Genomic DNA, 22,607 nt, shown 5'->3' with positions numbered 1-22,607 from the left:
GTGCACTGCCGCAAGGATAATCGGAGTATTCGAGGCTCGGTTATCCAGGATGGGAGTGCACCTGTCAGATGCAGGCTACTACGGATTGGTCGAAGAATGTCCGAGTTGAGGTCCGTGGCGACGACGTGGTCGGGCACGCCGGTAACGTGATACCCCGGTTGCTGGCCGACAATCTGGGTTTGACCAGCGGTTTGTCGTCGGTGCTGTCGCGCCCAGAAGTCACCCACGACCGAGGCGCGGTGTTGCGCGATGTGGCGGTATCGATCGCCGGCGGCGCGCAGAACCTGGCCGGCACCGCGGTGCTGCGCGATCAGCACCGGTTGTTTCAGGCGGTGGCGTCGGTTCCGACGATGTGGCGGTCCCTGGGCGAGATCGACGAGCAGAGCATCACCGAGGTCACGGCCGTGCGCAACAAGGTCCGCTCTCGGGTGTGGGAGGCGATCGAGGCCCGCCACGGTGCGATCCCGGCTTCGCAGACCTGCTATGGGGACCTCGGGGACACGATCGTGATCCGCATCGACGCGTCGCTGATTCAGTCGCACAGCGATAAGCAGCACGCCGCAGGCAATTTCAAAGGCGGGTTTGGCTTCCACCCGCTGTTGGCGTGGTGTGACAACACCGGCGAACTGCTGGCGGTGATCGCCCGTGCAGGCAACGCCGGCTCGAACACCGCGGCCGATCATATCGCGATCATCGACGCCGCGATCGCGGCGATCCCGGCCAAGTGGCGCCGCAAGTTGCTGGTCACCATCGACGGCGCGGGTTCAAGCCACGCCGTCGTCGAACACCTGGAGAAACTCAATGCCCGGCCGGGGATGTCAGTGGGCTACTCGGTCGGATTCGACCTCGATGAGCGGGTCCGGGTCGCGATCGGCCAGATGCCCGATGCGGGATGGCAAGCCGCACTGGATGCCACCGGAGCGGCCCGTGACGACGCCCAGGTCGCCGAGTTGACCGGGCTGCTGCGCCACAGCACCGGAGGGGATCGGCTGGTCGGCTGGCCGGCCGGCATGCGCATCCTGGTGCGGCGCGAAGAAATCGAACACGGCACCCAGTTGTCATTGTTCGAGCAGCTGGCCGGCTACCGCTACCAGGTCCTCGCCACCTCGACTGCCGGTGGACAACCCCAGCGACTGGAAGCCCGCCACCGCGTCCACGCCCGGGTGGAGGGCTTCATCCGCACCGGCAAAGACACCGGCCTGGCCCGCTGGCCCTCACACTCGTTCGCCATCAACACCGCTTGGGTCACCGCCGTCGCGATCGCCATCGACCTGCTGTGCTGGATGCGACTGCTACTCCTGGACGGCCCACTGGCCAAAGCCGAACCCGCCACCCTGCGCTACCGGCTGCTGCACGCCGCGGCCCGGCTGATCAAACGATCCCGCTACCTGATCCTGCGGATCCCCCAAACCTGGCCCTGGGCACAAGAATTCGCCGACGCCCTCAACAGGGTCCGCGCCATACCCTGACCCACAGGCCCCTATGCCCTCTCGACCCCAAGAAAGGAGTAACCACCCCCGGGATAAAGGACCCGGCGTCACCGCACGACACGCGGCGCCGCCGCCTACCCCCAGCCTCAAAACCTCGACAAAGCTGCCGCCCCGCAGACCGCCACAGCAGAACCCGGGCCACCGTGAAATTCTGAGGCATCATGGCGGCAATACAGAAGTCTTAAATTAAATTCGGCGCGTACGCTACATTGACGCTCAGCGCCCTTTCTGTCAACCTCGGTTGAAGGATCCCGCCCCCGGCAATCAGTGACCCGGGCGCGGGGATGGAACGAGCCCCCGAGATAGGCCACTTAACCGGCGAAAACCAAACCCGAACTCGTGGCCGAGGCCCAATGAATTGTGGTCATTAGGACATCAAAATTGCACGGCTCAGCCGTCAGACGCTTTCGGCCGCGCTCATTCGCGCACGCGCGTGAAGCGGTGCAGCAGCCAGGCCGGGGGGATCGTCATCGCCAGGGTCGCGACGAACAGGTACAGCATCGAGCCGGTGTAGACGTGCGCGCGCACGACGTAGACCATCGCGAACTCCATCGTGATCAGATGGATCAGGAAGATTTCGTAGGAGATCTCCCCCAACCACACCATCGGCCGGCTGGCCAGCAGCCGCGAATACCAGCCCCGGTCGCCCAGGGCCAGCGGCGCCACCGCCAGCGTGGCAATCACCGCGTAGAACACCGTCTTGAACAGCGCCTCGCTCAGCGACGCCGGCGACGTCGTCGGGGCGCCCGCGATGGGCGTGGAGACGATGAAGTAGCTGACCACCGCCAGTGGTACGGCCACGAACGCGTAGCCGCGCACCCGCATCCCCTGCAGCACCGCCAGCGCCATGCCACCCAGGAACCAGGCCAGGTACGTCGGCAGCCAAAGCCGGGCGCCGTCGGGAAATGCGTGGTCGGTGTGCACCAGGACCAGCCACGCCGGGCTCAGCAACGCCAGGCCCGCCAGGGCGCCCAGCATCAGCCGCGGCCTCCATCGTCGCCGGCAGATCAGCACCAGCAGCAGATAGGCCAGCAGCGGCAGCACGACGTAGAAGGACGCCTCCACCGCCAGGCTCCACATCTGCGTCAGGCCCTGGTGCAGGTACTTGCCCAAATAGCCGTTGCAGTAAATCTGCGTCAGCGTCAGGTTGCGGGCCAGCCCCAGCCAGCTGTGCCCGGGGTTGGGTCCCGCCGCGCGGAAGTGGTACAGCACGTAGGCGAACAGCACGGTGATCACGTAGGCGGGCATGATCCGGCGCACCCGGTGCCGCGCATAGCGACTCAGCGACGGCGGTGGTCCGCCGGTGGCGGCCGATTTCACCCAGGGGCGAAACAGCAGGAAGCCCGAGAGCACGAAGAAGATCGGCACGCCGATCTCCAGCCGGGCGCCGACCAGGCCCCAGTAACCGTGGGTGTACTTGCCGGTGGTGTAGGCGGCGTGGGTACCGACGACCAGGAGCGCGGCGAGGGCGCGGATGCCGGTCAGCGAGGCGACCCGGTCGACGTGCGAGATCTGTTCGAGTCCGCCCTGTTCGATTTCCTCGGACAGGGTCATCGGGGGCTTTGCCTGCGGGGCCGCCCGCCCTCGTGGCGGGCCTTCGCGGGGGGCTTGCCGGACGACCTCTCCGGCCGCAGGTCGATGAGCACGCCCGAGATGCGGGTGTGCTCAAGCTTTTTCAGCGTCGATTTGGGCAGTTTGGCCGGCAGTTCCACCAGCGAGAAGTCCGGCCCGATCGAGATGTGGCCGAAGTCGCTGCGGTGCAGCCCGCCCTCGTTGGCGATGGCGCCGACGATCGCGCCGGGGCCGATCTTGTGCCGCTTGCCCACGGCGACGCGGTAGGTGCTGAAGGCGCGCAGGTGCCCGGGCTTCTCGGCATGCTCGCGGCGCTCGCGGCGCTGCTCGGGCGGGGGTTCGGGCGCCATCAGGAACGCCTCGCCGTCGCGGGACTGCAGCGCCAGCGCCGCGGCGATGTCGGCCATCGGGACGTCGTGCTCGCGTTCGTAGTCCTCGACGAGGCGGCGGAACAGCTCGATGCCGGGGGCGCCGAGCGCGTCGGTGATGGAGTCGGCGAACTTCGCCACCCGCTGCGCGTTGACGTCCTCGACGCTGGGCAGCTCGGCCTCGGTGAGTGTCTGGCGCGTGGCCTTCTCGATCGCCTTGAGCAGGTGGCGCTCGCGCGGCGACACGAACAGCAGCGCGGACCCGCTGCGCCCGGCCCGCCCGGTGCGCCCGATGCGGTGCACGTAGGACTCGGTGTCGTGCGGGATGTCGTAGTTGAGCACGTGGGAGATGCGTTCGACGTCGAGGCCGCGGGCGGCCACGTCGGTGGCGACCAGGATGTCGATGCTGCCGGCCTTGAGCGCGGCGATGGTCCGCTCCCGTTGCGCCTGGGGGATGTCGCCGTTGATGGCGGCGGCGGAAAACCCTCGCGCCCGCAGCTTTTCGGCGACCTCCTCGGTGGCCTGCTTGGTGCGCACGAAGACGATCATCGCCTCGAACGGCTCGACCTCCAGCACGCGGGTCAGCGCGTCCATCTTGCGCGGGCCGGCCACCTGGATGTAGCGCTGCGAGATGTTCTCGGCGGTGGCGGTTTTCGCCTTGGAGGTGACCTCGAGGGGGTCGTGGAGGTATTTGGTGGTGATCTTGCGGATCGCCGGTGGCATGGTCGCCGAGAACAAAGCCACCTGCTTGTATTCCGGGGTTTCGGACAGGATGCGTTCGACGTCCTCGGCGAAGCCCATGGTGAGCATCTCGTCGGCCTCGTCGAGCACCAGGTAGTCGACGCGCGAGAGGTCCAGCGTCCCCCGCTCCAGGTGGTCGATGACCCGGCCGGGGGTGCCCACCACCACCTGCGCGCCGCGGCGCAGCCCGGCCAGCTGCACGCCGTAGGAAGACCCGCCGTAGATCGGTAACACGTTCACCTCGGGCAGGTGGGCCCCGTAGCGGCTGAACGCCTCGGCCACCTGCAGGGCCAGCTCCCGGGTGGGCGCCAGCACCAGCGCCTGGGTCGCCTTGCTGGTCACGTCGATCTTGGACAGGATCGGCATCGCGAACGCCGCCGTCTTGCCGGTGCCCGTCTGGGCCAGGCCCACCACGTCCGAGCCCGCCAGCAGCGCCGGAATCGTCGCAGCCTGGATGGCCGTCGGCGATTCGTAGCCGACGTCGGCGGCCGCCCGCACCACCGCGGGATGGATCTGCAGGTCGGCGAAAGTCGCGGGCGGATCTTCTGAGGGGGCCATTGTCCTATGGAGTTTAGTGGGAACCGACGGTTCGCAGGTGCCGAGCGGGGCCGAGTGGCCCCTCCACCGTGGCCGAGAGCACATCGCGCCGCGGCGGCGACGCGGCCACGCCTGCCCGGCCCGCCGGGCCGAGGGCGGTACGGTGCGCGGTGTGTGGTCGCTAGCCCGCCGTGCCCCGGCTGTCGTGTTGGTCGCCGCCACCGTGGCGGGCTGCGGCTCGGGAGACTCCACGGTCGCCAAGACCCCCGAGAGCAGGGTCACCAGCCCGGCGAGCGCCCCGGGCGCAGCGCCCGGGGCGCCGTCGATCACCGCGCCGCCGGCGCCCCCCGCCAGCAGTGGCCCGCCGCCCGATCCCTGCGCGGTCGACCTCGCCGCGCCCGCCATCGCCAAAGTGGTCTCCGAGTTGCCCCGCGACCCGCGCAGCGGGCAACCCTGGAGCCCCGCCCCGCTGGCCGGCAACTACAACGAATGCGCCCAGCTATCGGCCGTCATCATCAAGGCCAACACCAATGCGCCCGGCCCCAACACCCGCGCGGTGATGTTCCATCTCGGCAAGTTCATCCCGCAGGGGGTGCCAGACACCTACGGGTTCAACGGGATTGACACCGCGCTGTGCACCGGTGACACGGTGGCGCTGACCTATCCCAGCGGCCTCAACGGCCTGCACACCCCGGTGCGCTTCCACTGGAACGGCACCGGCGTCGAGATCATCGGGAACGTCCCGGGCTGAGCGGACCGGCGCCGCGCCAGCAATGTGGGAGATGACGTAAGTCACAGCGCCAAGCGTCCCCGATCAAGGCCATGGTGCGGTCGCGGACGGCAGGCCAGCGCACATCCGGCTCGCCACCAGGCCACTCGCCTACAGTTGCTGCTGTGTTCGTCACCGGCGACAGCATCGTCTACAGCGCTTCGGACCTCGCCGCCGCCGCCCGGTGCGAATACGCCTTGCTCCGGGATTTCGACGCCAAGCTCGGCCGGGGCCCCGCCGTGGCCGCCGAGGACGAACTGCTGACGCGAACCGCCGCCCTCGGCAACGAGCACGAGCGACGCGAACTCGCCGGATTAAGACGCGCATTCGGGGACGCCGTCGCGATCATCGGCCGTCCGCCCTACACGTTCGCCGGACTGACGGCCGCCGCGCAGGCGACCCGACGCGCGGTCGAGCGACGCGCTCCGGCGGTGTATCAGGCCGCCATGTTCGACGGCCGCTTCGTCGGCTTCGCCGACTTCCTGGTACGCGACGGGGACCGGTATCGGATCGTCGACACCAAGCTGGCCCGCTCCCCCAAGGTCGAGGCGCTGTTGCAGCTGGCCGCCTACGCCGACACGCTGGCCGCCGCCGGCATCGCGGTGGCACCGGACGCCGAACTGCACCTGGGCGATGGAACCGTGGTGCCCTATCGCCTCTGCGACCTGATCCCGGTGTACCGCTCCCAGCGCGCACTGCTGCAGCGCCTGCTCGACGAACACCACGCCGGCGGCGCCCCGGTGCGCTGGGGCGACCCGCGGGTGGCCGCCTGTTTTCGCTGCCAGTTGTGCGCCGAACAGCTGCGGGCGGCCGACGACCTGCTGCTGGTGGCCGGCATGCGGGTGAGCCGGCGCGACGCGCTGGTGGCGGCCGGGATCACCACGGTCGCACAGCTGGCCGGCCACACCGGGCCGGTACCGGGCCTGGGCGCGACGGCGCTGGCCAAACTGACCGAGCAGGCGAAACTGCAAGTGCGCCAACGTGACACCGGTGCCCCCCAGTTCGAGGTCGTCGACCCGCAGCCGCTGGCCCTGCTGCCCGAGCCCGATCCCGGCGACCTGTTCTTCGACTTCGAGGGCGACCCGCTGTGGACCGCCGACGGCCACGAGTGGGGCCTGGAATATCTGTTCGGCATCCTGGAGACGGCGGGCAACTTCCGCCCGCTGTGGGCGCACGACCGGGTCGACGAACGCAAGGCGCTGGCCGACTTTCTGGCGCTGGTGGCCAAACGCCGCAAACGCCACCCCAACATGCACATCTACCATTACGCGCCGTACGAGAAGACGGCGCTGCTGCGGCTGGCCGGCCGCTACGGTGTCGACGAGGACGAGGTCGACGAACTGTTGCGCAGCGGGACACTGGTCGACCTGTACCCGCTGGTGCGCAAGAGCATTCGCGTGGGCGCTGAATCGTTCAGCCTCAAGGCGCTGGAGCCACTGTACATGGGTGCGCAGCTGCGCGCCGGCGAGGTCACCACGGCCACCGCTTCGATCACCTCCTACGCCCGCTACTGCGAGCTGCGGTCCGCCGCCCGATTCGACGACGCCGCCGCGGTGCTCAAGGAGATCGAGGACTACAACCACTACGACTGCCGGTCGACCCGCGAACTGCGCAACTGGCTGTTGTTGCGCGCCTACGAGTCCGGCGTGGTGCCGGTTGGTGTGCAGGCGGTTCCGGCGGCCGATGCCGTCGAGGACGGCGACGAACTGGCGGTAACGCTGTCGGCCTTCGCCGGCGATCCCGCCGTCGGCGGCCGCGCGCCCGAGCAGACGGCGGTGGCGCTGGTTGCCGCGGCGCGCGGCTATCACCGGCGCGAGGACAAGCCGTTCTGGTGGGCGCACTTCGACCGCCTGAACTTCCCGGTCGACGAATGGGCGGACAGCACCGACGTTTTCATCGCGGTGGACGCGTGCGTCAGCGCCGACTGGCATACGCCCCCGCGCGCGCGCAAGCCCCGGCGAGAAGTGCGGCTGCGCGGAGACCTCGCACGCGGCGACCTGGCGAGGGAGGTGTTCGCGCTCTACGACCCGCCGACCCCGCCCGGCATGACCGACGACCCCAGGCGGCGGGCGGCCGGGCGCGCCGAGGTGATCGGGGCCGACGACCCGATGGTGCCCACCGAGGTGGTCATCGTCGAACGAACGGGACGCGACGGCAACACCTTTCACCAGTTGCCGTTCGCCCTCACGCCGGGCGCGCCCATTTCGACGACGGTGCTGCGGGAGTCGATCGAGTCGACCGCCGCCACGGTGGCTGCCGGACTGCCGCGACTGCCGGACAGCGCGATCGTCGACATCCTGCTGCGCCGCGCGCCCCGCACCCGCAGCGGCGATCCGCTACCGCGTAGCGGCGACGCCGCCGCCGACATCACCACCGCGCTGCTCGACCTGGACGCGTCGTACCTGGCGGTGCACGGGCCGCCGGGAACCGGCAAGACACACACCGCCGGCCGGGTGATCCGGCAGCTCGTCACCGACCACGCGTGGCGGGTCGGCGTGGTGGCCCAGTCGCATGCGGCGGTGGAAAACCTGTTGGACTGCGTGATCGACTCCGGGCTGGATGCGGGGCGGGTCGCCAAGAAGCGGCACCACCACGACACCGTGCGCTGGCAGCAGATCGATGGGGCCCACTACCCGGCATTCATCGCCGATACGTCCGGATGCGTGATCGGCGGCACGGCATGGGATTTCGCCAATCCGAACCGGGTCCCCCCGGGCAGCCTGGACCTGCTGGTGATCGACGAGGCGGGCCAGTTCTGCCTGGCCAACACCATCGCCGTGGCGCCGGCGGCCGCCGATCTCCTGCTGCTCGGCGACCCCCGGCAACTGCCGCAGGTCAGCCAGGGCACCCATCCCGAGCCCGTGGACGTGTCCGCGCTGGAATGGCTGGTCGACGGCGAACGCACGCTGCCCGACGCGCGGGGCTACTTCTTGGACCGCTCCTACCGGATGCACCCGGCGATCTGCGCCGCGGTCTCCACGTTGTCCTACGAGGGCAGGCTGCACTCCCACGACGAGCTGACCGCCACGCGCCACCTCGTCGGATGCCGCCCCGGCGTGCGCGTGCTCCCGGTTGCCCACCAGGGCAACTCGAGCGAGAGCCCCGAAGAGGCCGACGCGATCGCCGCCGAGATCACGCGGTTGATCGGTGCCTCGTGGACCGACGAGCACGGCACCCGCCCGCTGGCCGCCGCCGACGTGCTGGTGCTGGCGCCCTACAACGCGCAGGTGGCGTTGGTGCGCCGCCGATTGGCCGCCGCCGGGCTCGGCGACGTGCGGGTCGGAACCGTCGACAAGTTCCAGGGCGGGCAGGCGCCGGTGGTGTTCGTTTCGATGACTGCCTCGTCTGCCGATGTGGTGTCGCGCGGAATGTCGTTCCTGCTCAACAGGAACCGGCTCAACGTCGCCGTCAGCCGGGCACAGTACGCGGCGGTGATCGTCCGGTCTGCACTGCTGACCGAGTACCTGCCGGCCACGCCCGCGGGCCTGGTCGACCTGGGCGCCTTCCTGGCGCTGACGGACCGGGCCTACCTGCCGGAGGAGTGCCTGCCGTAGCCGGCGGCGGCTTCGCGGCGCAGTATCACCTCGACATAGTCATCGTCATCGTCAGCGCCGACGACGGGGCCACCCACGGGCCGGCCCGGCTCGTCGGCGCCCGCACGGGTGATCACCGAGGGCGCGAACCCGACCAGAAACAGCGCCGCGAGGATCCCGAACAACGCGATGAACGCGGGCAGGAGCATCGACTGCGCCATCGCGGCCGAGAACGGGTCGCGCAGGAACCCGGGCAGTCGCAGCGCCCCGGCATGCTCCGGACTCCCCGCGTGGGGCGGCATCTCCGCGCCGATCCGCGAGGCCATGAACGCGGCCATGGCGGCGCTGCCCAGCACGGCCCCCAGCTGGCGGATCGCGTTGTAGACCCCCGAGCCGGCGCCGGCGAGGCGCGCCGGCAGATTGCGGGTGGCCGTCGCGGTCAGCGGCGACCAGACGAACGCGTTGCCCACCCCCAGCGCCAGGAACGGCAACACCAGCCGCCACACCGGGGTGTCGGGGCCCATCTCGAACGACAGCCACGTCAGCGCGACCGCCAGCATCGAAAAGCCGAAGCCGAGCACCGGCCGCGGGTGATAGCGGTCGACGATCCTGCCGACGAAGGGCGCCAGCACGCCGTTGGCGATGGCCATCGGTGCGATCAGCAGGGCCGAGCGGGTCGGCGACAGCCCGCACACGGTCTGCGCGTAGAACGTGACCGGCAGCATCATCCCAGTCGTCGCGAAAGCCGTGATGGCCACCCCGGCGGCGCACAGGCTGAAGTCGCGGTCTGCGAAGACGACCAGCGGAACCAGCGGCTCCCGGTGGTTGACCGACTGCCAGTAGACGAACGCGCAGACGAACCCGGCGCCGGCGACGATCATCGCCCAGATCCAAGGCTGCCAATGCGCGGCCTGGCCCTGCTGCAGGGCGAAGACGATCAGGAATATGCCCGCCCCCGACAACCCGACGCCGAGCGGGTCGAACCGGTGCGCCTGCGTGGGCAGCGCCGGAACCAGCCACACCGCCAGCGCCAGTCCGGCGACGCCGATGGGCACGTTGACGAAGAAGATCCACTCCCAGCCCAGCCCGTCGACCAGCACGCCGCCGGCCAGCGGCCCCACCAGGCTGGCCACCCCGGCGGTGGCGCCCCACACGCTGACCGCCACACCGCGCCGGTGCGCCGGGAATATGCGGGTGATCGTGGACAACGTCTGCGGTGTCAGCACCCCGGCGCCGACACCCTGCACGACGCGGGCCGCCACCAGCATGCCGGCGCTGCCCGCCAGCCCGCACCACATCGAGGCGACCGTGAACACCACCAGGCCGATCAGGTAGAGATTCTTGGGACCGAACCGGTCACCCAGGCGCCCCGCCACCAGCAACACGACCGCATAGCCCAGCAGGTAGGCGCTGGTCACCCACACCACGGCGTCGTACCCGATGTTCAGGTCGGCCATGATGGTCGGGTTCGCGATCGCGACGATGGTCGAGTCGACCATGATCATGAAGAAACCGATCATCATCGCCCACAGCGCCGACCACGGGCTTCCAGCGAGCCGGGCGCCCGACGGCCACCGCCGGGACCGGCGGGTGGCGACGTCGCGGCCGGGCCCCGTGCGCCGGCCTCCCCGGGGCGACGGGCGTGTCGCCGTGACCATGTACCCCACCTCGTTCAGCTCTCGACGGTTCCCCACACCGGGACCGGCAAACGGACCGGCACGCCACCCACTGCACCCCGCATGCAGAGCCATTATCCCGATTGGGGTGACGGAGCCCGCAGGCACGGATCCCCTGCCGGGCGCGAATGCGCGTTAGCCTGAAATGAACGCCATTCGCAGGAGAGACGATATGCGGGCCCGACGGAACAGGTCTCAACGGTCTGACGGCCGATGCCCGAGCAAGGCCGGCGCGGAGCGGCCCCCGCCCCCTACCAACGGCCGGCCCAGGGCATCCGCGCGGGCGTTGGCGCAGGTCATCGAGCGCAGTTCGCGGATCCAGGGCCCGGCCGCCGAGGCCTACGTGTCTCGCCTGCGGCACAGCCACCCGGGGATCAGCCCCGCCGGGGTCGTCACCAAGCTGCAGCGGCGCTACATGGCGGTGGTCACGTCCAGCGGCATCGCGGTGGGCGCGGCGGCCACCATCCCCGGTATCGGCACGCTGAGCGCGCTGTCGGCGGCCGCCGCGGAAACCGTCGCGTTCCTCGAGGCCACCGCCTTCTTCGTGCTGGCGGTGGCGGTCGCGCACGGCATTCCCGCCGAGCACCGGGAGCGGCGCCGGGCACTGGTGCTGTCGGTGCTGGTCGGCGACAACGGTAAGCAGGCAGTCGCCCAGTTGATCGGTCCGTCGCGCACCAACGGCGGCTGGATCGCCGAGGGCGTGGCCGCGCTGCCGCTGTCATCGATGTCGGGGCTCAACTCGCGGCTGCTCAAGTCGTGGGTGCGCCGCTACACGGTGCGGCGCAGCGCCCTGGTGTTCGGCAAGCTGCTACCGGTGGGCATCGGCATCATCGTCGGGGCCGTCGGCAACTACCTCGCGGGCCGCAAGATCGTGCGCAACGCCCACCAGGCGTTCGGCGCCCCGCCCACGCGCTGGCCACGCGCCCTGCACGTGGTGCCGCCGATCTCCGAGACCGGCTGAGGCCGACCGGTAGCCGGTTCGGCGGACATACCCGGCCCGTCTGGCGAATCGACGGGGAAGGGTTAGCCTTGACGGGGCGGAAACGGTGAGAACCGGCGCCGTGAGGCGCCGCGCCAGCCGGGACGCGCAAAGTCGCAGGTGTTGAGGAATCGAGATCCCAGGGCCTGCACGGCAAAAGGATCGAGGCGAGAAGCGGCCGTGAGCAACATATCGCCATTCGGGCAGAACGAATGGCTGGTCGAGGAGATGTACCGCAAGTTCCGCGAGGACCCCTCGTCGGTGGATCCGAGCTGGCACGAATTCCTCGTCGACTACAACCCCGAGCCTGCCGTCGGCACGCCCGCGAGCCCCCCGAAGACCACCGGCGAGCCCGGGCCGTCCCCGCCCCGTCGGCAAAACCCGCGCCACAGGCCGAAAGCCCCGCCGCGGGCAACGGTGCCGCGGCACCGTCCGCACCGCCCGCCAAGCCACCGGCCAAGGCCGCCGCCCCTACCGCCGAGGGCGACGAGGTCCAGGTGCTGCGCGGCGCCGCCGCGGCCGTCGTCAAGAACATGTCCGCCTCGCTGGAGGTGCCGACCGCGACCAGCGTGCGGGCGGTGCCGGCCAAGCTGCTCATCGACAACCGCATCGTCATCAACAACCAGCTCAAGCGCACCCGCGGCGGCAAGATCTCCTTCACCCACCTGCTGGGCTACGCGCTGGTGCAGGCGATCAAGCAGTTCCCGAACATGAACCGGCACTACGCCGAGGTCGGCGGCAAGCCGACCGCCGTCACCCCGGCCCACACCAACCTGGGGCTGGCGATCGACCTGCAGGGCAAGGACGGCAAGCGCTCCCTGGTGGTCGCGGGCATCAAGGGTTGCGAGCGACTGCGCTTCGCCCAGTTCGTCACCGCCTACGAGGACATCGTGCGGCGCGCCCGCGACGGCAAGTTGACCGCCGAAGACTTTGCCGGCGTGACGATTTCGCTGACCAACCCCGGCACGATCGGCACGGTGCACTCGGTGCCCCGGCTGATGGCCGGCCAGGGCGCCATCATCGGCGTCGGCGCCATGGAGTACCCGGCCGAGTTCCAGGGCGCCAGCGACGAGCGCATCGCCGAGCTCGGTATCGGCAAACTGATCACCCTGACCTCGACCTACGACCACCGCATCATCCAGGGCGCCGAATCGGGCGACTTCCTGCGCGCGATCCACGAGATGCTCCTGTCGGACGGCTTCTGGGACGAGATCTTCCGCGAACTTTCCATCCCCTACCTGCCGGTGCGCTGGAGCACCGACAACCCGGACTCCATCGTCGACAAGACCGCGCGAGTCATCGAGCTGATCGCGGCCTACCGCAACCGCGGCCACCTGATGGCCGACATCGACCCGCTGCGGTTGGACAGCAGCCGGTTCCGCAGTCACCCCGACCTCGAGATCCTCAACCACGGCCTGACGCTGTGGGACCTCGACCGGGTGTTCAAGGTCAACGGATTCGCCGGGTCGGAGTACAAGAAGCTGCGCGACGTGCTCGGCCTGCTGCGCGACGCCTACTGCCGCCACGTCGGCGTGGAGTACACCCACATCCTCGAGCCCGAACAACAGGAGTGGCTGCAAGAGCGGATCGAGACCAAGCACGTCAAACCGACCGTCGCCGAACAGAAGTACATCCTGAGCAAGCTGAACGCCGCCGAGGCGTTCGAGACGTTCCTGCAGACCAAATACGTTGGGCAGAAACGGTTCTCGCTGGAAGGCGCCGAAAGCGTGATCCCGATGATGGACGCGGCGATCGACCAGTGCGCCGAGCACGGCCTGAATGAGGTGGTCATCGGGATGCCGCACCGGGGCCGGCTCAACGTGCTGGCCAACATCGTCGGCAAACCGTACAAACAGATCTTCACCGAGTTCGAGGGCAACCTCAACCCGGCGATGACGCACGGCTCCGGTGACGTCAAGTATCACCTCGGCGCCACCGGCGTGTACCTACAGATGTTCGGCGACAACGACATTCAGGTGTCGCTGACCGCCAACCCGTCGCACCTGGAGGCCGTGGACCCGGTGCTGGAGGGTCTGGTCCGGGCCAAGCAGGACCTGCTCGCCGACGATGAAGAAGGCAGCGACGGATTCTCGGTGGTGCCGCTGATGGTGCACGGCGACGCCGCGTTCGCCGGGCAGGGCATCGTCGCCGAAGTGCTGAACATGGCCAACCTGCCCGGCTACCGCGTCGGCGGCACCGTCCACATCATCGTCAACAACCAGATCGGCTTCACCACCGCGCCGGAGTACTCGCGTTCCAGCGAGTACTGCACCGACGTCGCCAAGATGATCGGGGCGCCGATCTTCCACGTCAACGGCGACGACCCGGAGGCCTGCGTGTGGGTGGCCAAGCTGGCCGTGGACTTCCGCCAGAAGTTCAACAAGGACGTCGTCATCGACATGCTGTGCTACCGCCGGCGCGGACACAACGAGGGTGACGACCCGTCGATGACCAACCCGGCCATGTACGACGTCGTCGACACCAAGCGCGGGGTCCGCAAGAGCTACACCGAGGCGCTGATCGGCCGCGGCGACATCTCGATGAAGGAGGCCGAGGACGCGCTGCGCGACTACCAGGGCCAGCTGGAACGGGTCTTCACCGAGGTGCGGGAGCTGGAGAAGCACGGCGCGCGACCCAGCGAGTCGGTGGAGGCCGACCAGATGATCCCCGCGGGGCTGTCCACCGGGGTGGACAAAGCCCTGCTGGCCCGCATCGGCGACGCGTTCCTGGCGCTGCCCGATGGGTTCACCCCGCACCCGAGAGTGCAGCCGGTGCTGGAGAGGCGCCGGGAGATGGCGTATGAGGGCAAGATCGACTGGGCCTTCGGCGAGCTGCTGGCGCTGGGTTCGCTGGTGGCCGACGGCAAGCTGGTGCGGCTGTCCGGGCAGGACACCCGCCGCGGCACGTTCTCGCAGCGGCATTCGGTGATCTTCGACCGCCAGACCGGCGAGGAGTTCACCCCGCTGCAGTTGCTGGCCACCAACCCCGACGGCACCCCCACCGGCGGGAAGTTCCTCGTGTACGACTCACCGCTCTCGGAGTACGCGGCGGTGGGCTTCGAGTACGGCTACACCGTCGGCAACCCCGACGCCCTGGTGTTGTGGGAGGCGCAGTTCGGCGACTTCGTCAACGGCGCGCAGTCGATCATCGACGAGTTCATCAGCTCCGGTGAGGCCAAGTGGGGGCAGTTGTCCAACGTGGTGCTGCTGCTGCCGCACGGCCACGAGGGGCAGGGCCCGGACCACACGTCGGGGCGGGTCGAGCGCTTCCTGCAGCTGTGGGCGGAGGGCTCGATGACCATCGCGATGCCCTCGACGCCGTCCAACTACTTCCACCTGCTGCGCCGCCACGCCCTCGACGGTGTCCGCCGCCCGCTGATCGTGTTCACGCCCAAGTCGATGCTGCGCAACAAGGCCGCGGTCAGCGACGTCAAGGACTTCACCGAGATCAAGTTCCGCTCGGTGCTCGAGGAACCCACCTACGAGGACGGCATCGGCGACCGAGGCAAGGTCACCAGAATCCTGCTAACCGCGGGCAAGCTGTACTACGAACTGGCGGCGCGCAAGGCCAAGGACAACCGCGACGACGTGGCGATCGTGCGCATCGAACAGCTCGCCCCGCTGCCGATGCGCCGCCTGCGCGAGACGCTGGACCGCTACCCGGAGGCCCGCGAGTTCTTCTGGGTTCAGGAGGAGCCGGCCAACCAGGGCGCGTGGCCGCGCTTCGGCCTGGAGCTGCCGGAGTTGCTGCCCGACAAGCTGACCGGGCTCAAGCGCATCTCGCGCCGCGCGATGTCGGCCCCGTCCTCGGGCTCGTCTAAGGTACACGCGGTCGAGCAGCAGGAGATCATCGACACCGCGTTCGGATAGGGCGGCCGCTCCCGCACGCACCCGTTACCCGGGGTACCGTCTAGCCTCGACACGCTCGGCCCGGACGTGGCCGGCCAAGAGGAGTGCACATGCAAGGGTTCGCCGGAAAAGTCGCCGTGGTCACCGGCGCGGGTTCGGGTATCGGCCGGGCGCTGGCCATCGAGTTGGCCCGCTCGGGCGCCAAGCTGGCGATCAGCGACGTCGACGTGGACGGACTGGCCGAAACCGAGCAGCAGGTCAAGGCGCTCGGGGCCGCGGTCAAGTCCGACCGGCTCGACGTCACCGAGCGCGAGGCGTTCCTGGCCTACGCCGACGCCGTCGCCGAGCACTTCGGCAAGGTCAACCAGATCTATAACAACGCCGGCATCGCCTTCAGCGGCGACATCGAGGTCAGCCAGTTCAAGGACATCGAACGGGTGATGGACGTCGACTACTGGGGCGTCGTCAACGGGACCAAGGCGTTCCTCCCGCACCTGATCGCCTCCGGCGACGGGCACGTCGTCAACATCTCGAGCGTGTTCGGGCTGTTCTCGGTGCCGGGGCAGGCCGCCTACAACTCCGCCAAGTTCGCCGTCCGCGGCTTCACCGAGGCGCTGCGGCAGGAGATGATCCTGGCGGGTCGCCCGGTGGGCGTGACCACGGTTCATCCCGGCGGCATCAAGACCGCGATCGCGCGCAATGCCACCGCCGCCGAGGGGCTCGACCGTGACGAACTGGCCAGGACGTTCGACAAGCAGATGGCGCGGACCAGCCCGCAGCGGGCCGCCGAGATCATCCTGGACGCGGTGCGCAAGAACAAGGCCCGGGTGCTGGTCGGCGGCGACGCCAAGGTGCTCGACATCCTGGTGCGGCTGACCGGGTCGGGCTACCAGCAGCTGTTCAGCCCGGTGATGCGCCGGATGCTGCCCCCCACGCGCTAACGGCCCAGCGGGTGTTCGGCCAGCCATCCCCCGGCCACGGCCTGCGGATCGGCACCGCCTGCGACCTGGCGGCGCATCCCGGCCAGCGCCGCGGTGTCGAGCACTCCGGCCACTTCGTTGACCGCCAGCAACTGGCGTTCGCTCAAGGCGTTACGGCGGTACAGCGGCACGACGTTCTCGGCGCGGATCAGCGCGGGCTTGCCGTCGGCCAGCGCGACCAGGTCGGGGGGAATGCTTGGGTCGGCGGTGGTGGCCCACGCCGCCGTCAGCCGCGCATCCCGCAGCGCGGCGAACATCGTTGCATCGTCGGGGAATTCGCGCGCGGCGGGGAGCTTGCAGGAGCCGACCGACGGGGGTGTGCGGCGCCCGGAAACCGCCCCGAGGACGAGCCCGGCGCAATGTTTGGGCAGAGCGGCGAGCTCGGCGCCGGTGTCACTGCCGCCCCACGCCCGGGCGGTGGCCCCGGTGACCAGCACGACGGGTTTGTCCTCCGCGGCCGTCGTGTAGTCACCGGCGGCGATGCCCTCGGGCAGGGCGGCGACCATGGCCCGGTACACCTGCTTGTCGGAGAGCGCCGGAGCGTCCGGTTGCAACGCGTGCAGCGTCCGGCCGGTAAAGGCGGGGACGACGAGGAACGCGCCGGAGTCCAGCTGTGCCATCGGGTCGGCGCCGGTGCGCGCGTCCGCCGCGAAGCCGTAGGACCGCAGCGCCGCCACGTAGAGGGCGGCCAGCAGCGTCGACTCGGGGTCGGGGCGGGATCCGACGACCAGCGGGGTGGCGCGGTGGTCGTCGCTGCCGCAGCCGGCGACCACCAGCAGGGCGGCGAGCAGCAGCGCCGCCAGCCTGCCGACACTCACCCCGTGCGGGCTGCGGTGTCCGCGGCGATGGCCACCGCCTTGGCCACAGCTTCCCCGACGCGCAGGTCCAGCGGACTCGGGACGATCCGGTCGGGGGCCAGGTCGTCGCTGACCACGGAGAAGATCGCCTCGGCGGCAGCGACCATCATCTTCTCGGTGATCCGGCCGGCCTTGGCGTCCAGCGCGCCGCGGAACACTCCCGGGAAGGCCAGCACGTTGTTGATCTGGTTGGGGAAGTCGCTGCGCCCGGTGGCCACCACCGCCGCGTGCCGGGCCGCGACCTCGGGATGGATCTCGGGGTCGGGGTTGGACAGCGCGAACACGATCCCGTCGGGCGCCATCGTGGCGATCAGCTCCTCGGGAACGAGACCGCCCGACACCCCGAGGAACATGTCCGCGCCGGCGAGGGCCTCGACCATGCCGCCGGTCAGACCGCTCGGGTTGGTGCGCTGAGCCAGACCGACCTTGGCGCTGTTCATGTCGTCACGGCCGGTGTGCAGGATGCCGCGCGAGTCCAGCACGGTGATGTCCGACACGCCCATCGCCATGAGCAGGTTGGTGCACGCGACGCCCGCGGCTCCGGCCCCGGAGACCGCGACCCGCAGCGAGGACATGTCGCGGCCGAGCAGCTTGGTCGCGCCCATCAGCGCGGCCAGCACGACGATCGCGGTGCCGTGCTGGTCGTCGTGCATGACCGGGCAGTCCAGGGCCTCGACGAGGCGGCGCTCGATGTCGAAGCAGCGCGGCGCGGAGATGTCCTCGAGGTTGACCGCGCCGAACGTCGGGCGCAGCCGCACCAGCGTCTCGACGATCTCGTCGGGATCCTTGGTGTCCAGCACCACCGGGATGGCGTTGAGCCCGCCGTACGCCCGGAACAGGGCGCACTTGCCCTCCATCACCGGCAGCGACGCCGCGGGCCCGATGTCGCCCAGGCCCAGCACCGCGCTGCCGTCGCTGACCACCGCCACCAGCCGGTTCGCCCACGTGTAGCGCGCGGCCAGCGTGTGATCGGTCGCGATCGCCCGGCTGACCTGCGCCACCCCTGGGGTGTAGGCGATCGACAGGGCGCGCTGGGTGTCCAGCGGGGCGTTCAGCGCCACGGAAAGCTTTCCGCCCGCGTGCGCCTCGAAGATCTCCTCGTCGTGGATGACGATCGGGGAATGCTCGTGTTCCGGCACGCGCCCAGGGTACTGAATTACCGATTAGTAGACCTAATCGGCGCCTCGCTGGCCGGCCTCAGATCAGGCCCAGCTCCGTGACCGCCTTGCGCTCGTCGGCCAGCTCCGCGGTCGTCTTGTCGATGCGGGCACGGGAGAAGTCGTCGATTTCGAGGCCGGTGACGATCGACCAGTTGCCGTCCTTGGTGGTCACCGGGAACGACGACATCAGGCCCTCCGGCACGCCGTAGGAACCATCGGAGAGCACCGACATCGAAACCCAGTCACCCTCCGGCGAGCCCAGCAGCCAGTCGCGGGCCGCGTCGACGGTGGCCGACGCGGCCGAGGCCGCCGAGGAGGCGCCGCGGGCGTCGATGACGGCCGCGCCACGCTTGGCGACGGTCGGGATGAAGTCGTTCTCGATCCAGGCCTGGTCGCCCACGACCTGGGCCGCGTTCTTGCCGTTGATCTCGGCGTGGAACAGGTCGGGGTACTGGGTGGCCGAGTGGTTGCCCCAAATCGTCATCTTCTTGATGTCGGTGACCGCGACGCCGGCCTTCTTGGCCAGCTGCGTCAGCGCCCGGTTGTGGTCGAGGCGGGTCAGCGCGGTGAACCGCTCGCGCGGGATGTCCGGGGCGTTGCTCATCGCGATCAGGCCGTTGGTGTTGGCCGGGTTGCCGGTGATCAGGACGCGGATGTCGTCGGCCGCCACCGAGTTGAGGGCCTTGCCCTGCGCGGTGAAGATCGCCCCGTTGGCCTCGAGCAGGTCGCTGCGCTCCATGCCCGGGCCGCGCGGGCGGGCGCCGACCAGCAGCGCCAGGTTCGCGCCGTCGAAGATCTTGTTGGCGTCCGAACCGGTCTCGATGCCCGCCAGTAGCGGGAAGGCGCAGTCGTCGAGTTCCATCACGACGCCCTCGAGCGCCTTGAGTGCGGGCTCGATCTCGAGCAGGCGCAGCTCGATCGGGCGATCGGGACCCAGCAGCGAACCGCTGGCCAGGCGGAACAACAGGCTGTAGCCGATCTGGCCGGCGGCGCCGGTGACGGCGACCTTGAAAGGACTTGCGCTCACGTCGGTTTACTCCTTGAGGAGAAGGTCTTGCGGTTCAGGTTTCAGGTCGAAACTATCGCACCGCGCCCGGCGCCCAATCCCCGCACCCGGATGTCGCGCTGAAGAGCCGGAACACGCGTAGCATGAAGCACCGCCGGTCAGACCTGCGCTGCGATCGGAGGTAAATGTGTTCGAGGGATTCGACGCATTACCTGAAGCTTTGCGGCCGATCGCCAAGCCGCAGCCCCGCGTCTACCAGCATCACGTGCACCCCGAACCGGGCCGCGGCGCTCCCCTGGTCGACTGCGGCGTCTACGTCGACGGCCACCGGTTGCCCGGCAGATACGGCTACGCCGACGCGCTGGACAAGGTGCGCGAGGTCGAGCTCGTCGACCACGAGGCGTTCGTCTGGATCGGGTTGCACGAACCCGACGTCGAGCACATGCAGGAGGTGGCCGACGTGTTCGGGCTGCATCCGCTGGCGGTCGAGGACGCCGTGCACGCCCACCAGCGGCCCAAGCTGGAGCGCTACGACGAGACGCTGTTCCTCGTGCTGAAGACGGTGAACTACGTCGAGCACGAATCGGTAGTGCTGGCCCGGCAGATCGTGGAAACCGGCGAGATCATGATCTTCGTCGGCAAGGGGTTCGTCGTCACGGTGCGCCACGGCGAGCACAGCGGGCTGGCCGATGTGCGCAAGCGGATGGACGCCGACCCAGAGCATCTGCGGTTGGGGCCCTACGCGGTGATGCACGCCATCGCCGACTACGTGGTGGATCACTACCTCGGCGTGACGCGCCTGATGGAGGTCGACATCGACGCCATCGAGGAGGTGGCGTTCTCGCCGGGCCGCACGCTCGACGTGGAGCCCATCTATCTGCTCAAGCGCGAGGTCGTCGAGCTGCGCCGGTGCGTGAGCCCGCTGTCCACCGCGTTCTCGCGGATGCAGAACGAAAACAAGGACCTGATCTCCAAGGAGGTGCGGCGCTACCTGCGCGACGTCGCCGACCACCAGACGGAGGCCGCGGACCAGATCAGCGCCTACGACGACATGCTCAACTCGCTGGTGCAGGCCGCGCTGGCCCGCGTGGGCATGCAGCAGAACAGCGACATGCGCAAGATCTCGGCTATTGCGGGCATCCTCGCGGTGCCCACGATGGTCGCCGGGATCTACGGGATGAACTTCGCCGACATGCCCGAGTTGCACGCGGAGTGGGGCTACCCCGCGGTGCTGAGCGGGATGTTCCTCGTGTGCTTCTTGTTGTACCGCGCCTTCCGCAAGCGGGGCTGGCTCTAGCGCGCCGGGCTCACTTCGGCTGCGCGGCGGGGCGATTCGGATCCAGCACGTCGACATCGTCGGTGTCCCACGCCCGCCGCATGGCCTCTGCACCCTTCAGGCGCACCCAGGCGGCCTCCGTGGCCGTGATGGGGGTCGCCGACAGGAAGACCACCGGGTCGCACGGCGGGTCCAGCTCGAGATCCGTGATCTCGCTGCGGCCCAACAGGACCGCGGTGAACGGTGCGCTCACCGAATTCCGCGCCCACAGCGGCGCGCCCAGATCGATCAGCGCGTCGGGCACCAGCACCACCCCCTCGACGGCCGGGGTGGCCGCCAGAATCGCCAGGCTGCGGGCGATTCCGGTGGCCGGACCCGGATCGCGCAGGCACAGCACGACTTCGGCGCGCGGGCCGCGCACCTGCTCGGTGACGGCCTCGGCCGGCTCCCCCATCGGTCGCCGCGAGCAACCCAGCGTCACGTAGTGCACCAATTCGCTGGTCCCGCGTCGAAATCGCAGCACCTCCACGGGTTCGGCGCCCAGAAATGTCACGCGCGCCACGGCGGGCTCCCCACTCATGGATAAGCCCGCGAAGTGGGCACTCAGGTGCGCACGCACCCGGTCCAGGATCTCTGTCACTGCCCACCGGCGGGCGCGACGGTGAGGTTGGCCCCGGAGTCGGCGTCGAAGACGGCGAGTTTGGCGGTGTCGAATGCCAACTCGACCGACTGCCCGATGCGAGCCTTGGACTCTGCGGGAACCCTTGCCACGAACTGGTTCTCGTGCCAATCTGCGTCCTCGGCCAACTCGTCGAGTTGCAGGGAATGCACCGCGCAGCCCGCCGCGGTGAAGTACACGTACTTGTCGGCGCCCAGCGACTCGACCAGGTCGACCTTCACCTCGAAGGTCAGCGCCCTGATGCGCTGGTAGCCGTCGATCAGGGCGGCGTCGGTGAGATGCTCGGGCCGCACGCCGACGATGACGTTCTCCGGCTTCGGATGCTGAGCGATCGCCTGCTGGACCTCCGAGTCGAGCATCACTTCGCCGAAGGGCAGCGTCAGCCCGAACGGCGTCAGCTTCGCGGGGAAGAAATTCATCGCCGGAGAGCCGATGAAACCCGCGACGAAAAGGTTGGCGGGGCGCTCGTAGAGCTCGTCGGGCGTACCGATCTGCTGCGCGACACCGCCGTGCATCACCACCACCCGGTCACCGAGGGTCATGGCCTCGGTCTGGTCGTGGGTGACGTAGACGGTGGAGGTGCCCAGCCTCTTCTGGAGCCGGGCGATCTCACCGCGCATCTGCACCCGCAGTTTGGCATCGAGGTTGGACAGCGGCTCGTCCATCAAAAAGGCCTTGGGATGACGCACGATCGCCCGGCCCATCGCGACCCGCTGCCGCTGACCCCCCGACAGTTGGGCGGGCTTGCGGTCCAGAAACTCCGTCAGGTCAAGGGTTTTGGCTGTTTCCTCGACCTTCTGGGCGATCTCGGCCTTCTTCATCTTCGCCAGGGTCAACGGGAACGCGATGTTCTGACGCACGGTCATGTGCGGGTACAGCGCGTACGACTGGAACACCATGGCGATGTCGCGGTCCCTGGGCGCCTTCTCGTTCATCCGCTGCCCGCCGATCCGCAGCTCACCAGAGGAGATGTTTTCAAGCCCGGCAATCATATTCAGCGTCGTGGTCTTGCCGCAGCCCGAAGGGCCGACCAGGATCAGGAATTCGCCGTCGGCGATCGTGATGCTCAGGTCCCGCACGGCCGTCGCGCCGTCCGGGTAGCTCTTGCTGACGTGCTCGAGCACGATCTCGGCCAT

Annotated in this window: 14 protein-coding genes and 1 pseudogene; 7 read left to right on the top strand and 8 right to left on the bottom strand. The window is 69.3% G+C overall.

The window, feature by feature from the left end; translation table 11 throughout:
* Positions 1-68 precede the first annotated feature (68 nt).
* Positions 69-1,469, top strand: a complete 1,401-nt coding sequence (locus tag AB8998_RS09040; protein WP_369736302.1) for an IS1380 family transposase — start codon at positions 69-71, stop codon at positions 1,467-1,469.
* Between the two features lie 438 nt (positions 1,470-1,907).
* Here the strand turns inward: AB8998_RS09040 and AB8998_RS09035 are convergent, their stop codons facing one another.
* Both AB8998_RS09035 and AB8998_RS09030 read right to left on the bottom strand, forming a co-directional pair.
* Positions 1,908-3,044, bottom strand: coding sequence for an acyltransferase family protein (locus AB8998_RS09035; RefSeq protein WP_369737576.1), 1,137 nt, complete (start codon positions 3,042-3,044; stop codon positions 1,908-1,910).
* Positions 3,041-4,729 carry a DEAD/DEAH box helicase gene (locus AB8998_RS09030; RefSeq protein WP_369737575.1) on the bottom strand — a complete coding sequence of 563 codons (1,689 nt, stop codon included), beginning with the start codon at positions 4,727-4,729 and terminating at the stop codon, positions 3,041-3,043. Before AB8998_RS09030 ends, AB8998_RS09035 begins: the two co-directional genes overlap by 4 nt.
* A gap of 142 nt (positions 4,730-4,871) precedes the next feature.
* On the opposite strand from AB8998_RS09030, the gene AB8998_RS09025 reads away from it, so the two are divergent.
* Both AB8998_RS09025 and AB8998_RS09020 read left to right on the top strand, forming a co-directional pair.
* A complete protein-coding gene (locus tag AB8998_RS09025) occupies positions 4,872-5,459 on the top strand; it encodes an LppP/LprE family lipoprotein (RefSeq protein WP_369737574.1) in 588 nt (195 codons plus the stop codon).
* Positions 5,460-5,602: 143 nt separating this feature from the next.
* Complete coding sequence (locus AB8998_RS09020; protein WP_369737573.1) at positions 5,603-9,031, top strand: TM0106 family RecB-like putative nuclease; 3,429 nt, start codon at positions 5,603-5,605, stop codon at positions 9,029-9,031.
* On the opposite strand, the gene AB8998_RS09015 is transcribed toward AB8998_RS09020, so the two are convergent.
* Positions 9,004-10,668, bottom strand: coding sequence for a DHA2 family efflux MFS transporter permease subunit (locus AB8998_RS09015; protein WP_369737571.1), 1,665 nt, complete (start codon positions 10,666-10,668; stop codon positions 9,004-9,006). The two genes, AB8998_RS09020 and AB8998_RS09015, sit on opposite strands and share 28 nt — an antisense overlap.
* Positions 10,669-10,858: 190 nt before the next feature.
* Here AB8998_RS09015 and AB8998_RS09010 point away from each other — a divergent pair, with 190 nt between their 5' ends.
* The 3 genes and pseudogenes from AB8998_RS09010 to AB8998_RS09000 all read left to right on the top strand — a co-directional run bounded on the left by AB8998_RS09010 (position 10,859) and on the right by AB8998_RS09000 (position 16,454).
* On the top strand, positions 10,859-11,647 hold the full coding sequence (locus tag AB8998_RS09010) for a hypothetical protein (protein WP_369737570.1): 789 nt from the start codon (positions 10,859-10,861) through the stop codon (positions 11,645-11,647).
* A 198-nt stretch (positions 11,648-11,845) separates the two neighbouring features.
* Positions 11,846-15,534, top strand: a pseudogene (locus AB8998_RS09005) (multifunctional oxoglutarate decarboxylase/oxoglutarate dehydrogenase thiamine pyrophosphate-binding subunit/dihydrolipoyllysine-residue succinyltransferase subunit).
* Positions 15,535-15,623: 89 nt separating this feature from the next.
* Positions 15,624-16,454: an SDR family NAD(P)-dependent oxidoreductase gene (locus AB8998_RS09000; protein ID WP_369737568.1), complete on the top strand. Its 831-nt coding sequence runs from the start codon at positions 15,624-15,626 to the stop codon at positions 16,452-16,454.
* Here AB8998_RS09000 and AB8998_RS08995 read toward each other — a convergent pair.
* From AB8998_RS08995 to AB8998_RS08985, 3 genes are read right to left on the bottom strand one after another with little or no spacing between them, the layout of a single operon-like run.
* Positions 16,451-17,311, bottom strand: a complete 861-nt coding sequence (locus AB8998_RS08995) for a glycine betaine ABC transporter substrate-binding protein (RefSeq protein ID WP_369737567.1) — start codon at positions 17,309-17,311, stop codon at positions 16,451-16,453. The genes AB8998_RS09000 and AB8998_RS08995 overlap by 4 nt on opposite strands.
* Positions 17,308-18,489 (bottom strand): NAD(P)-dependent malic enzyme, encoded by a 1,182-nt coding sequence (locus AB8998_RS08990; protein WP_369737566.1) that lies wholly within the window; start codon positions 18,487-18,489, stop codon positions 17,308-17,310. Before AB8998_RS08990 ends, AB8998_RS08995 begins: the two co-directional genes overlap by 4 nt.
* A 58-nt stretch (positions 18,490-18,547) precedes the next feature.
* The gene (locus tag AB8998_RS08985) at positions 18,548-19,537 is read right to left on the bottom strand and encodes a malate dehydrogenase (RefSeq protein ID WP_369737565.1); all 990 of its coding nucleotides are present in this window, start codon (positions 19,535-19,537) and stop codon (positions 18,548-18,550) included.
* Positions 19,538-19,703: 166 nt separating this feature from the next.
* On the opposite strand from AB8998_RS08985, the gene corA reads away from it, so the two are divergent.
* Positions 19,704-20,813: a magnesium/cobalt transporter CorA gene (gene corA / locus AB8998_RS08980; protein ID WP_369737564.1), complete on the top strand. Its 1,110-nt coding sequence runs from the start codon at positions 19,704-19,706 to the stop codon at positions 20,811-20,813.
* Between the two features lie 10 nt (positions 20,814-20,823).
* Here corA and AB8998_RS08975 read toward each other — a convergent pair whose 3' ends face one another.
* A complete protein-coding gene (locus tag AB8998_RS08975) occupies positions 20,824-21,372 on the bottom strand; it encodes a suppressor of fused domain protein (protein WP_369741485.1) in 549 nt (182 codons plus the stop codon).
* A 56-nt stretch (positions 21,373-21,428) separates the two neighbouring features.
* Positions 21,429-22,607, bottom strand: a complete 1,179-nt coding sequence (locus AB8998_RS08970) for an ABC transporter ATP-binding protein (protein ID WP_369737563.1) — start codon at positions 22,605-22,607, stop codon at positions 21,429-21,431.

Source organism: Mycobacterium sp. HUMS_12744610, from assembly GCF_041206865.1.
In the GTDB taxonomy this organism is placed as follows: Bacteria; Actinomycetota; Actinomycetes; order Mycobacteriales; family Mycobacteriaceae; genus Mycobacterium; species Mycobacterium servetii.
Note: the sequence above shows the minus strand (reverse complement) of the source record. Positions and strands in the feature narration are given on the sequence as shown.